General features: G+C 40.2%; 13 protein-coding genes. 5 read left to right on the forward strand and 8 right to left on the reverse strand.

The features are described from left to right. The first annotated feature begins 3 nt into the window (after positions 1-3). Both murA and I597_RS08180 read left to right on the forward strand, forming a co-directional pair. Positions 4-1,317, forward strand: coding sequence for a UDP-N-acetylglucosamine 1-carboxyvinyltransferase (gene murA, locus I597_RS08175; protein WP_035328271.1), 1,314 nt, complete (start codon positions 4-6; stop codon positions 1,315-1,317). Between the two features lie 105 nt (positions 1,318-1,422). After that, the gene (locus I597_RS08180) at positions 1,423-2,460 is read left to right on the forward strand and encodes a glycerophosphodiester phosphodiesterase (protein ID WP_236626665.1); all 1,038 of its coding nucleotides are present in this window, start codon (positions 1,423-1,425) and stop codon (positions 2,458-2,460) included. Position 2,461: 1 nt separating this feature from the next. Here the strand turns inward: I597_RS08180 and gndA are convergent, their stop codons facing one another. Beyond that, complete coding sequence (gene gndA, locus I597_RS08185; protein WP_035328274.1) at positions 2,462-3,871, reverse strand: NADP-dependent phosphogluconate dehydrogenase; 1,410 nt, start codon at positions 3,869-3,871, stop codon at positions 2,462-2,464. A gap of 188 nt (positions 3,872-4,059) precedes the next feature. Here gndA and zwf point away from each other — a divergent pair, with 188 nt between their 5' ends. From zwf to I597_RS08200, 3 genes are all read left to right on the forward strand, one after another. Next, on the forward strand, positions 4,060-5,574 hold the full coding sequence (gene zwf / locus I597_RS08190; RefSeq protein WP_035328277.1) for a glucose-6-phosphate dehydrogenase: 1,515 nt from the start codon (positions 4,060-4,062) through the stop codon (positions 5,572-5,574). A gap of 13 nt (positions 5,575-5,587) precedes the next feature. Further along, positions 5,588-6,295: a 6-phosphogluconolactonase gene (gene pgl / locus I597_RS08195; protein WP_035328280.1), complete on the forward strand. Its 708-nt coding sequence runs from the start codon at positions 5,588-5,590 to the stop codon at positions 6,293-6,295. A 128-nt stretch (positions 6,296-6,423) separates the two neighbouring features. After that, the gene (locus I597_RS08200) at positions 6,424-8,064 is read left to right on the forward strand and encodes an ABC-F family ATP-binding cassette domain-containing protein (RefSeq protein WP_035328282.1); all 1,641 of its coding nucleotides are present in this window, start codon (positions 6,424-6,426) and stop codon (positions 8,062-8,064) included. Here the strand turns inward: I597_RS08200 and I597_RS08205 are convergent. The 7 genes from I597_RS08205 to I597_RS08235 all read right to left on the reverse strand — a co-directional run bounded on the left by I597_RS08205 (position 8,061) and on the right by I597_RS08235 (position 13,538). Beyond that, positions 8,061-8,423 (reverse strand): nuclear transport factor 2 family protein, encoded by a 363-nt coding sequence (locus tag I597_RS08205; protein WP_035328284.1) that lies wholly within the window; start codon positions 8,421-8,423, stop codon positions 8,061-8,063. The two genes, I597_RS08200 and I597_RS08205, sit on opposite strands and share 4 nt — an antisense overlap. Positions 8,424-8,455: 32 nt before the next feature. After that, a complete protein-coding gene (locus I597_RS08210) occupies positions 8,456-8,950 on the reverse strand; it encodes a VOC family protein (protein WP_052111980.1) in 495 nt (164 codons plus the stop codon). 1 nt (position 8,951) lies between these two features. After that, a complete protein-coding gene (locus I597_RS08215; protein ID WP_035328286.1) occupies positions 8,952-10,385 on the reverse strand; it encodes an amidohydrolase in 1,434 nt (477 codons plus the stop codon). 96 nt (positions 10,386-10,481) lie between these two features. After that, a complete protein-coding gene (locus I597_RS08220; RefSeq protein WP_035328288.1) occupies positions 10,482-10,838 on the reverse strand; it encodes a hypothetical protein in 357 nt (118 codons plus the stop codon). A 60-nt stretch (positions 10,839-10,898) separates the two neighbouring features. Further along, positions 10,899-12,209, reverse strand: coding sequence for a cryptochrome/photolyase family protein (locus I597_RS08225; RefSeq protein ID WP_035328290.1), 1,311 nt, complete (start codon positions 12,207-12,209; stop codon positions 10,899-10,901). 101 nt (positions 12,210-12,310) lie between these two features. Next, positions 12,311-13,009, reverse strand: coding sequence for an SDR family NAD(P)-dependent oxidoreductase (locus I597_RS08230; protein WP_035328292.1), 699 nt, complete (start codon positions 13,007-13,009; stop codon positions 12,311-12,313). 19 nt (positions 13,010-13,028) lie between these two features. Continuing rightward, positions 13,029-13,538 carry an SRPBCC family protein gene (locus I597_RS08235; protein WP_035328294.1) on the reverse strand — a complete coding sequence of 170 codons (510 nt, stop codon included), beginning with the start codon at positions 13,536-13,538 and terminating at the stop codon, positions 13,029-13,031. Between the last annotated feature and the right edge of the window lie 137 nt (positions 13,539-13,675).

The raw sequence follows: 13,675 nt of genomic DNA on the forward strand, positions 1-13,675 counted from the left end.
CCTATGGCAACATTTCAGATAGAAGGCGGTCACCAGCTTAAAGGTGATATTCAACCACAAGGAGCAAAAAACGAAGCATTACAAATACTATGTGGCGTACTGCTTACTCCTGAAAAAGTAACCATTAGTAACGTACCAGACATTATAGATGTAAACAAGCTCATTATGATCTTGCAAAATCTAGGTGTAAAGGTTGAGAAGTTAGAAAAAGGTGTTTTTACCTTTCAGGCAGATGAGCTAGATCTTGATTATCTAGAAAGCGAGAAATTTAAGAAAGAAGGAAGCGGTCTACGTGGTTCTATAATGATTGTAGGGCCATTACTAGCACGTTTTGGTAAAGGGTATATCCCACGTCCAGGGGGTGACAAAATAGGTCGTCGTCGTCTTGATACGCACTTTGAAGGATTTATAAAACTAGGAGCAAAATTTCGCTACAACCGTGAGGAGCGCTTTTATGGAGTAGAAGCACCAGAAGGACTCACAGGTGCTTATATGTTACTAGATGAGGCTTCGGTAACTGGTACTGCAAACATTGTAATGGCAGCTGTACTTGCAAAAGGAACAACAACCATTTATAATGCGGCCTGTGAACCTTACTTACAGCAACTCTGTAAAATGATGGTGCGTATGGGGGCAGATATAAAAGGTATAGGCTCTAATATGTTAATTATAGAAGGAGTAGAAAAACTAGGTGGTTGCGATCACCGTGTTTTACCAGATATGATTGAGATAGGCTCGTGGATAGGTCTTGCTGCGATGACTAAAAGTGAGATAATAATCAAAAACGTGAGCTGGGATGACCTGGGTGTGATTCCTAACACCTTTAGAAAACTAGGTATCACATTAGAGCGCAAGGGAGATGATATTTATATCCCTGCTCACACAGATGGGTATGAGGTAGAGTCTTACATAGACGGGTCATTTATGACCATTGCAGATGCGCCTTGGCCAGGTTTTACACCAGACCTGCTAAGTATAATACTCGTAGTAGCTACACAGGCAAAAGGTGAACTTATGGTACACCAAAAGATGTTTGAAAGCCGTCTTTTCTTTACAGACAAGCTTATAGATATGGGAGCAAAAGTGATACTTTGTGACCCACACCGTGCAACCGTAATAGGGCACAATTTCCAGTCTACACTTAAAGCAACAACAATGACCTCGCCAGATATACGTGCTGGTATCTCATTACTTATAGCAGCCTTGAGTGCAAAAGGAACATCTACCATACACAATATCGAGCAAATAGATCGTGGGTATGAAAATATAGATGAACGTCTTAGAGCCATAGGCGCTAAGATTACAAGAATAGACTAACCGCTACGTCATAAATATTAAAAAAGGTGCAAATTATATTTGCACCTTTTTTTGTTTACGTCATTTCTAAAACGATCTGTATATTACAGTAAAAGTAAGTACCCCGTGATAAAAAGTAAACCCATCATCATAGCGCATAGAGGTGCGCAATCTATCTACCCAGAGCATACAATACAGGGATATAAAAAGGCAATACAACTGGGAGCAGATTATATTGAGCCAGACCTTGTAATGACCAAAGATGGTGTGCTTGTAGCCCGTCACGAGCCGTTTATATCTACAACTACAAATGTTTCAACATTACCACAGTATGCACATCGTAAAACAACAAAGCTCCTTGATGGCGTTGCTGTAACAGACTGGTTTGTATCAGATTTCACGCTCAAAGAGTTAAAAACTTTACGAGCCAGGCAGTCGTGGGTAAACAGACCGCACGAGTATGATGACCTCTTTGAGATACCTACCTTTGAGGAGATTCTCGCTTTCGCGAAAGCGCACAAAACCACAGCAGGAAACCCCGTAGGAGTTTATCCAGAACTCAAACATCCTACCTATCATAAGGAGCTTGGCTTACCTATGGAAAATCATTTTTTAAAAATGATTAATGAGGCAGGTTATAACAGCAAAGAGTCCTCTATCTATGTACAATGTTTTGAGGTTGCAACCCTGCAATACTTGCGTTCAAAAAGTGATATAAAACTCATACAGCTACTAGGTGCAGCTGGTATTACAAATGATGGCAATCTACTATTTACAAAAGAAGATGGAAGTTATGACCCAGAAGGTCAACCATATGATTTTATAAAAAATAAAGATAAGCGCTCATACCAGTTTTTTACATCAAAAGAAGGGGTTGAGTTTATGGCAACCTATGCAGATGCTGTAGGCCCTTGGAAACCTTTTATTATTTCTGTAACCTCAGAGGGTGTATTAACCCCAGTAACAAACTTTGTTGCGCTCGCTCATAGCTACAATCTTGAGGTGCATCCTTACACCTTTAGAAATGAAGATACCAAGTGGGTGACAGATACTAATCATATAGATGAGTATCTACGTTTTTTTGAAGCAGGTGTAGATGGTGTCTTTAGCGACTACACAAATGAGGCAGTCGCTGCTAGAAGTAAATTTTTAAAAAGTCACTAGTTTATTTCTCCCACTCTGTGTGAAAAATACCCTCACGATCTAGTCGCTCATACGTGTGTGATCCAAAATAATCTCGTTGCGCCTGTATCACATTAAGTGGTAGTCGTGTTGAGGTATATGCGTCAAAATACGTGAGTGAGTTAGATAATCCTGGTAGGGGTATCCCATTTACAGCACCAAAGGCTACAAGCTCTCTTGCCGCATCTACTGTATCTTGAATTTTTGGAATAAACGAAGGTGATAGTAACAGGTTAGGTAGCTCACTATCTTCTGTAAAGGCATCAGTAATATCTGCCAGTAGCTTTGCTCTTATGATACATCCTGCGCGCCATATCTTTGCAATAACCGCGATATCTAAGTCATAACCATACTCTTTAGATGCATCTGCGAGTTGGTGTAATCCTTGTGCGTAGGTGATGATATAAGAGAAGTAAAGTGCTTTTTCTGTAAGGTCAGTAAGTTTTTCTTTTGCCATTGTAGCAATCTCTGGGCGGTCATAAAGCGAGTCTGCAACAGTGCGCTCATCTTTAAGTGCAGAAATCTCACGCATACTCACGGCAATATCTATAGAGGGTACGGGTATACCTAGATCCATTGCGTTTTGAGAGGTCCACTTACCCGTTCCTTTTTGCTTTGCTTTATCTAGTATTTGATCTACTAGGTCACCATCTGTGAGGGTGTCTTTTTCGGCAAAAATTTCTGAGGTTATTTCAACAAGAAAAGACTGTAGTCTTCCCTCATTCCAAGACTTATATGTCTCGTGTAGTTCTTGATTACTTAGTTTTCCAGCCTTTTTAAGCACGTCATACATTTCAGACGTGAGTTGCATAAGTCCGTACTCAATACCGTTGTGTACCATTTTTACATAGTTTCCGGCAGATTTTGGTCCTAGGTATGCCACACAAGGTTCCCCATTATATTTGGCAGAGACTGCTTCAAAAATAGGTTGTACGGCAGCATAACCAGGTTTTGATCCTCCAGGCATTATGCTTGGGCCTTTGCGAGCTCCTTTTGCACCACCAGAAACACCAGCGCCAAAAAAGTGTATTCCCTTTTCGGCAAGGTAGGCTTCTCTTCGGTCTGTATCTGTAAAGAAGGAGTTTCCTCCATCTATAATGATATCACCTTTATCTAAGTGCGGTAAGAGGCTTTCTATCACGATGTCTACTACTTTTCCGGCAGGGACGAGTAACATAATTTTACGTGGTGATGAGAGCGCTTTCGCGAAAGCGGAAACCTCTACAGTCGCATTTACTTTATCTACATTGCCGCCTTCATCTATGAGTGCTTGTACCTTTTCTGGATCAAGATCATTACCCATTGCTGTAAAACCATTATCTGCAACGTTAAGTATAAAGTTACGTCCCATAACGCCTAGTCCTACTAAGCCAAAATCATAAGTATTTTCCATAATTGATCTTTCTTTTACTACAAAACAACACCGCTTTGTAGCCGAAATTTTGTCTGTTACAATACACCACGCATCGCACATCAAAAATAGTGGAAAAATATTGGTTTTTTGTGGGTAAGTGGTGTCAAAGTCCGTTGGGAATGGTGTAAAGTTTCAATACTTTTGACCTTAAATAAAACTAGCTCATTATGCGCAAGACAGAGAATCAATTATTAGTCATTTTTGGCGCATCGGGAGACCTCACTGCCCGTAAATTAGTTCCTGCATTATATAAGCTTTATAAAGACAAGCATTTACCAGAGCACTTTGCTGTGCTAGGGGTGGCACGTAGCTTTATGACAGATGAGGAGTTTAGAAAACGTGTAGCCTTAGAGAGTAAGTATCTTGATGACAGCGAGGAGTTTATAGCTGCATTTTCAGAAAAGCTGTTTTATGAGGATCTTCATAAAAAGTATGATGTAGATTATAGAGAGCTTAACGAGCGCATACAAGATCTTAATACGACCTATCAATGTGATAATAACATCATATTTTACCTATCTACACCGCCTAGTTTATTTGAAGCCATAGCAAAAAATCTAACAGCAAAGGGACTCAATGATGAGCGCCTAGGGTGGAAACGCCTCATTGTAGAGAAGCCCTTTGGTTACAGTCTCGAGACTGCAAAGTCACTTAACGAGGGATTACACAGATATTTTAAAGAATCACAGATTTATAGAATAGATCATTACCTAGGTAAAGAGACCGTTCAAAATATACTCGTCACACGATTTGCAAACAGTATTTTTGAACCTTTATGGAACCGCGATTACATACACCACGTAGAGATTACAAATGCAGAGAGTGGAGGCGTAGAGTCTAGAGGTGGTTATTATGACAAGTCTGGAGCACTTAGAGATATGTTTCAGAGTCACTTATTGCAGCTTGTGGCCCTTATAGTTATGGAGCCACCGCTCAGTGCAAATCCTGAGGAGATACGTAATGAAAAGATGAAAGCCCTTAAGTCTCTACGATTAATGACAGACCCAAAGGTGCTAGAAAAAAACACCATACGCGGTCAATATCTAGCCTCAGAGATAGAAGGAGAGAAAGTAAAAGGATACAGAGAAGAGGTAGATGTAGATCCAGATAGTACTACAGAGACCTATGCAGCTGTCAAGTTTTATGTAGATAACTGGAGATGGGCAGATGTGCCATTTTATGTACGCACTGCAAAGCGTATGCCTACTAAGGTTACAGAAGTGGTGATACACTTTAAGTCTCCACATCATCAGATTTTTAAGAATTCTGATATGAACAAGGATAATAAACTCATTATACGCATACAGCCAGATGAGGGAATCTTAGTAAAATTTGGTGTAAAAGTACCAGGTCAAGGATTTGCAGTAGAGCGTGGTAATCTAGACTTTTATTATGAAAGCCTAGGTGACGAGTCACATATTATGGAGGCTTATGAGCGTTTATTACTAGACGCAATGCAAGGTGATGCTACCTTGTATGCCCGTGCAGATGAGGTAGAGGCAGCCTGGAGATTTACAGACCCTATCTTAGATCACTGGAAAAAAGGTGATGCAAAAATTTATGGATACTCTGCTGGTGTGTGGGGACCACAACACGCAGATGAGCTTATAGAAGGAAAGAGTATGTGGCGTAACCCTTGTGAGAACCTCGCAGACGATGCTGGATATTGCGTTATAGAATAACTAAAGAAACAAGATGAAACTACATATATCAAAAACTAAAAGCGACGTTGCTCAAGATTTTGCAAAATTTCTAATGGACCTTGCAAGTGATAAAGAATCTATTACAGTAGCCCTTTCTGGAGGAAGTACCCCAAAAATAGTTTTTGATTACCTCGCGGCTAATTATAAGGAAACAGACTGGTCAAAATTCCACTTTTACTGGGGTGATGAGCGTTGCGTGCTTCCTACAGATGAGCAGAGTAATTATAAAATGACGGTAGATCACTTGTTTTCTAAAATTGAACTACCAGAGTCAAACATACACCGCATACTAGGAGAAAATATTCCAGAGGCAGAGGCGGTGCGCTACTCAAAAGAGCTAGAACAAACTCTAACTTCTGAAAATGAGGTGCCACAATTTGACCTCGTTATTTTAGGAATGGGGGATGATGGGCATACGGCATCTATATTTCCGCACGAGATAGATCTTTGGGATTCAGAAAACTGGTGTGAGGTAGCCACACACCCAGAATCTGGGCAGCAGCGCGTAAGTATTACAGGCGATGTTATAAACAATGCAAAGACTGTAGCATTTCTTGTCACGGGAGCTTCAAAACAAGAAAAGGTTAAGGTAATTATTAATAAAGAAGATAACTTTCTTGATTATCCTGCAAGCCTAGTCTCACCTCAATCTGGCGAGCTACACTGGTTTATGGATGAAGAGGCGACCTTGCAGTTATAAATTATCGGCCCTATTTATCTTTTTTCTTTTAGAAGTCTTCTTGGGATAATTACGCTTTCGCGAAAGCGTAATAAAAATCTACACCATACCTCTTGATTTAATTACTTTTGCACACTTAAATTAATACAATGATAGCAGTAGATAATCTTGCAGTAGAGTTTAGCGGAGATACACTTTTTAGTAACGTTTCTTTCACCATAAATGAAAATGACAAAATTGCCCTTATGGGTAAAAATGGTGCGGGTAAGTCTACTATGATGAAGATTATTGCTGGCGTACAGAAAGCCACACGTGGTAACGTAAGTACGCCTAAGGATGCTGTCATTGCATACCTGCCGCAACACCTCCTTACAGATGATGATTGTACGGTTATGGAGGAGGCTTCGAAGGCATTTTCTACCGTGCTAGATATGAAGGCAGAGATGGATCGTCTCAATAAAGAGCTCGAGACACGCACAGATTATGAGTCTCAAGAGTATATGGATATCATTACTAAGGTAACAGATATAGGCGAGAAATTTTATGCCATTGAGGAGGTAAATATAGAAGAAGAGGTAGAGAAGGCGCTAAGAGGTTTAGGCTTTAAAAGGTCAGATTTTAATAGACCTACCAGTGAGTTTTCTGGAGGGTGGCGTATGCGTATTGAGCTTGCCAAAATTTTACTTAAAAAGCCTGATCTTATACTACTAGATGAGCCTACTAATCACGTAGATATTGAGTCGGTAATTTGGCTAGAAGATTTCTTACTTAACAAGGCAAAGGCCGTTATTGTGATCTCTCACGACAAGGCGTTTATAGATAATATTACAAACCGTACCATAGAGGTCACGATGGGTCGTATATATGATTATAAAGCAAACTACTCGCACTATCTTGAGTTGCGTGCAGATCGTCGCTCACATCAAATTAAAGCATATCAAGAACAACAAAAATTTATTGCAGATAACCAGGCTTTTATAGACAGGTTTAAAGGAACTTACAGTAAGACAAATCAAGTCTCATCTAGAGAACGTATGCTTGAGAAGCTTGAGATTATAGAGATAGATGAGGTAGATAACTCTGCGCTAGCACTTAAATTTCCGCCGGCGCCACGCTCTGGAGACTTCCCAGTAAAAGTAAAAGACCTCACAAAAAAATATGATGATCATACCGTTTTTAGCAACGCAAGTATGGATATCGCTCGAGGCGAAAAGGTGAGTTTTGTAGGTAGAAACGGCGAGGGAAAATCTACAATGATTAAAGCCATTCTAGGCGAGATAGAAGTAGAAGGAGACTGCGAACTAGGTCATAATGTAAAAGTGGGATATTTTGCTCAAAATCAAGCAGCACTACTAGATCCAGAGCTCACTATCTTCCAGACGGTAGATGAGGTTGCAAAAGGAGATATGCGCACACAGATAAAAAATATCCTAGGGCGTTTTATGTTTTCTGGTGATGCGATAGATAAAAAGGTAAGTGTACTCTCTGGAGGAGAAAAAACCCGCCTTGCAATGGTAAAGCTATTGCTAGAGCCTGTAAATCTTCTCATACTAGATGAGCCTACAAACCACCTAGATATAAAGTCTAAAGATGTGCTAAAGGAGGCGTTGCAAACTTATGATGGTACCCTCATACTCGTTTCTCACGATAGAGATTTCTTGCAAGGCTTATCAAAAAAAGTATTTGAGTTTAAAGAAAAACGTGTGATAGAACATTTTGAAACAATAGATGCTTTCTTAAAGCGTAATCGCATAGAAAACTTAAAAGAAATAGACTTGATGAAGTCCTAATACATTGTATTAGGATTAGCACTTTTTTCTGGCACCTGTTGTATAGAGTCCCAGTGTTCTACAATTTTTAGATTGTTATCAAATCTAAAAAAGTCCATCGTGATATATTGATCATTACCCGGCCATACTTGATGTGTATGTAAGGCAACGAGGTCATCTTCGGCAATGGCACGTACAAAGTTGATTGACTTTTCGGGATACTCAGCCTGCATTCTTTCAAAGTAATCTATAAATCCTTGTGTGCCATTTGCTACATCTGGATTGTGCTGTATATACTCATCTCCTACATAGAGCTCAACAGCCTTTTTAGGATTACCTTCGTAAGCCATTTTGTAAAAGTTAATAGCATTTTCTTTCATCTGTGCACGTGTGTCTATAGCTTTTACTTTAGTTAAAATTGGTTACCATCATTTACTTCTACCCAGTAACCGTCTGGGTCTTGTATATATAATTGTCTCACCTTATCTGGGCGTGTAGATATTGCGTTTTTAGTACCTGGCCAGTCGTAATAGTCTAGATTGTAGTTTATAATGCTTTCGCGAAAGCGGTCAAAATCCCGCACAGCAAGCGCCAGGTGTACTCCTTTTGGAATACGTTTATCTAGGCTATCTACCTCGATAATGTGTAATTCTTGTGTGCTGCCTAGTCTAAACCAGCGTATGTGGGGTTGCTCTGTGCCATCTGCAATTTCTTGTAAGCCAAATATCTTTTGGTAGAAGGCAACACTTCTCTCTAGGTCATTTACATTTATTGCATAGTGATCTATAGCCACTTCTATTTGTTGTATTGTAGCCTCACTTGAATCTGATGGTGCTTGCTCATTACAACTCTGGATAAAAAAAGCAGTAGCAACAAGTGCTACTGCTTTGATATGTATATTTTTCATATTATTTACCTTGATCTACTGGTGGTGGTCCTGGAGGTACAATAGCTTCATAAACGGCATCGCCTTTGCGCTCTTTATATTCTGCTTTTACCTCTTCTACAAGTTTTGGGTTTTCAAAAAGGTCTAGCATTGTCATACCCATTGCCTTGCTGGCATAGGTCATTCCTTTATGTCCTATAGACATACCACCACAGGCTACAACTGCCCACGAGTGCCACGGTGTATCCTTAGGAGCTGTAGTTACACCTAGATTAATGTTTGCTACATTCCAGCTTACATCACCTACATCTGTACTTCCTCCGCCTGGGTTTTCTCTAGTTTCTTCAAGTGGTTTGATAGCACTATCCATACCTACTTGTGGTTTTCCTGTTACCTCTTGTATCTTTTTACCAAAGGCGATTTCTTCTGGAGTGTATGTGATAGGGCCTAGCAGCTCTAAGTTTTTTTGCATTGCTGCCCCACCGGTTCTATTTACTAGCACTTCATAAATACCAGAAATGAGAGATACTTTGTAATCTACATTTGCGAGTATTGCTGCGCCTTCTGCCATTTCTTGTACGCGCTTGTATACTGGCATCATTCCTTTGCGTTCTGTGTCACGCACGCGCATCCATAATCTCGAGTAATCTGGAACCACGTTTACTACTTGTCCGCCGTCTTGTATGTGGTAGTGCATACGTACTGTAGGTTTTACGTGCTCACGGTAGTAGTTTATACCTGTTGTATAAAGCTCTAATGCATCTGAGGCAGAGCGACCATTCCAAGGGTCTGCGCTGGCGTGTGCTGCTTGACCAAAAAATTCTATTTTAAAATCTACAAGAGCAAGTGAGCTTTGTACATCTGCCTTAATTTCGGCAGCTGGGTGCCACGATACATTTACATCTACACCGTCCCAAACGCCGTCACGTACCATCCATATTTTTCCAAAGAATTTTTCTTCAGATGGCGTACCCAGAAATTTTACAGTTCCTTTTATTTTTCCTGCTTCTATTTGCTCTTTAATAGCAATTGCTGCCCCTAGACTTGCCGCACCAAACATATTGTGACCACAACCGTGACCAGCCTGCCCCTCGTTAAGCGGATTTTTAGTAGGCTCTGTTTTTTGAGAGAGTCCTGGTAATGCGTCAAACTCGCCTAGTACACTTATCACAGGGCTACCAGATCCATAGGTAGCAACAAAGGCAGTAGGCATACCAGCAACGCCGCGCTCTACGGTAAAACCTTGTTTTTCTGCATAGTCTGCTAGAATTTTAGCCGATTGTGTTTCTTCAAAGGCAGTTTCTGCCAGTGCCCAGATCTCGTCTGAGATACGTATGAGTTCTTTTTCGTGTTTTTCGACAGAGGCAATTACAGCCTTCTTGTTTACAGAAATCTTTTGAGCAGAGAGGCTCAACGTCATAAGTCCTAATGCGTAGAGGAGTACTTTTTTCTTCATAAAATGGTTGATTTATAGTAGCTTCTAAGATAGTAAAAAAGGATAAGACAAATTTCTTACCCATTATAGCTACTATATACATCTATTATACCTTCTCTAAAAATGTACAGAGAGTATAATGTACCAGACCGTCACCGCCCATAACCAGCATATTATGATGTATAGAATGTTGCGTAATAGGGGATAAGCGATGATTTTTTTTACAAAGTGAGCTGCCAGTCCTGCCCAGATGAAGCCTAACGACCAGAACATACCAGCACTTATAACCGCTGGCCAGATCCAGTCTCCCGTCCAGCTAGAAAAACTTGGGTACGAAGTAAATAAGAAATATACGGTGTAATATAGTGCAGCCCCTAGCGCTCCCATACTCAAGAGTCCCAGTGCGCAGGTGACTATTGCGGCAATTATAGAAAAACGGGTGGTAAATGATAAGGACTTCCAGTATTTAAGCACAAGTTGATGTCTATGTGTGAATGCTAAAAGTAAGGTAATACGCGCTTTCGCGAAAGCGTTCTAAGCAACCGCCTCTTTATACGTTTTAAGACAGCGCTCTCTAGCCTCTTTATGGTCTACCATTTTATCTGGATACGAAAGCTCTTGTAACTCTGGTACCCATTTATTGATATATTCCTTTTGCTTGTCAAATTTATCAACCTGTGTCATAGGGTTAAAAATTCTAAAGTAAGGTGCAGCATCTACTCCAGAACCGGCTGCCCACTGCCAGTTACCCACGTTTGAGCTCAAGTCGTAATCAAGCAATTTTTCTGCAAAGTAGGTTTCTCCCCATCGCCAGTCTATGAGTAGGTGCTTGCATAAAAAGCTCGCTGTGAGCATACGCACACGGTTGTGCATATATCCCGTGGCATTAAGCTCGCGCATACCAGCATCTACAAGAGCATATCCCGTCTGGCCGTTTTTCCACTTTTCAAATTCTTCTTCATTGTTGCGCCAGTCTATGCGGTCGTATTTTGACCTAAAAGCTTTGTCTTTAGTGTGCGGGAAGTGATATAAAATTTGCATAAAAAACTCACGCCATATGAGTTCGCTCCAGAAAACTTCATTAGTCTGAGCAATCGCTTTTTTTACCATTTTACGTACAGAGACGGTTCCAAAACGTAGGTGCGGCCCCAGTCGCGAAGTCCCATCTTGCGCCGGGAAATTGCGGGTGTCTTCATAGTTTTCTATAAGGGTAGGGGTGACGTCATAATCTGGCACCTCAATGCTAGATTTTTTAAAACCCATATCTGCCAGCGTGACATTAGGCAGTCTACTATGGTCTATGAGATTGTCAAGATACTGCGAGGTGTAATGTATGATGAGGTCTTTATCTTCATCAAAAGTCGCTTTCCACTTATTTTTAAAAGGTGTATAAACCACATAAGGATCGCCATCTCCTTTTACAATCTCATCTTTTTCAAAAATCACTTGATCTTTAAAGGTGGTAAATGAGATATCATTTTCTTCTAGTAGTGATGCAATCTTTTTATCACGCTCTAGTGCATACGGCTCATAATCTCTATTTGTAATTACTGCCTGCACATCATAATCTGCTATGAACTCTTTAAAAACTTGCTCTGGAGTGCTGTAAAACATTGCCAGCGAGCTGTCGTGCTCTGCTTGCAAAGTGTCACGCATTTTTTGTAATTCATTATAAATAAAAGTAACGCGAGCGTCGTCTTCTGGGAGTTTGTCAAGAATTTCTTTATCAAAGATAAAAATAGGCAAGACCGGATGGTCTCCCTTTAGTGCTTCTAGAAAACCTACATTATCATCTAGTCGTAAATCACGACGAAACCAAAATATTGTTACTTTTTTTGTGCTCATAGATTACAAATTTAAGGCTTTAAGAAATGGGGGTTTCTTAAAGCCTTGATTGGGTTTTTGTACGCTTTCGCGAAAGCGCTTTAAACCTCTTTATTAAATACTTAGTTTACATTAAGTGTACTCATACCACCATCTACACCTATCACTTGACCAGTGATCCAAGTGCTGTCGTCACCAAGTAAGAATGCTGCTGCATTTGCAATATCTTCTGAGGTACCTACACGTTTAAGCGGGTGGCGCTCGTTCATCATTTCTTTTTTCTTATCGTTGCTTAAGAGACGCTTTGCAAGTGGTGTGTCTGTAAGTGATGGTGCTATTACGTTAACACGTAGCTTAGGTGCATACTCTGCTGCGAGTGCTTTGGCAAATCCTTCTATGGCGCCCTTTGCTGCGGCAACACTTGTGTGAAAAGGCATTCCCACCTTTACAGCAACCGTACTGAAGAAAACGAGACTTGCTTGCTCAGATTTTTTAAGGTGCTCCATCACCTGGTGTACTACGTTTACCATACTCAAAAAATTAAGCTCCATATCTTTACGGAAGGTATCTACCGTGAGCATTTTAAAAGGCTTTAAGTTTATTGTACCCGGGCAAAACACAAAACCATCTAGGTGGTCTGGTAACTGGCTTAGGTCTAGCTCATCTTTTTCAGTATCATACTCGATGTAGTTTACATCTAGGTTACCTAGATTCTCGTTAGTACGTGAAGCAACGTAAACCGTGTGGTCTTGGTATAGCTTGCTTGCGATTTCAAAACCTATCCCGTGGCTTCCTCCTATTAATAGTATGTTTTTGCTCATAGTGTTATTTTTATGCGTGTTAGGCTAGTATATCTTGTTTAAGTGTAGTTGCTGTTTGTTCTGGGTTTTTATAAACACCAAATTTCTCTTCGAGAGCTTTCTTTCTGTATTCAAAAATCTCGTCTAGTTTTGGTTTTACCAGATAAGGGTGCGCAAGTCTTCCTAAAAAGCCTGCAGGTACTTTATAGTCTACAATATCTTCCATCTCTACGCCGCCTGGTATCTCTTTTATAAAGTGCTTGTGATGCCATAGGGCATAAGGACCATACTTTTGCTCATCAACAAAATAGGCACCTTCCTTTACACTTATGATTTCTGTAACCCATTGCATCTTAATATTTGCAATAGGGGTGACGGTGTATTGTATAAGTTGGCCAGCATACACCGGTCTATCTGCACCAGAGATGATATTAAAATTCATATAATCTGGAGTGATGGTACCTAGGTTACGTGCGTTTGATAAAAACTGCCAAGCCTCATCTACACTTATAGGTAGATTTTGCTTAGAATGTATTTGGTAGATTTTCATAGTTTCTTTTCTGATTATAAAAATACAATCAAAATGTTTATCAATACAAGCTAATTAGTTAAACAAAAATTAAATCTATTAGAAATAGCCTTTCACCTCGGTAAGAAGTCGCGCTAGTTTCCTGTTTATGGCAGAGA

The sequence above is a fragment of the Dokdonia donghaensis DSW-1 genome, assembly GCF_001653755.1.
Lineage (GTDB): Bacteria > Bacteroidota > Bacteroidia > Flavobacteriales > Flavobacteriaceae > Dokdonia > Dokdonia donghaensis.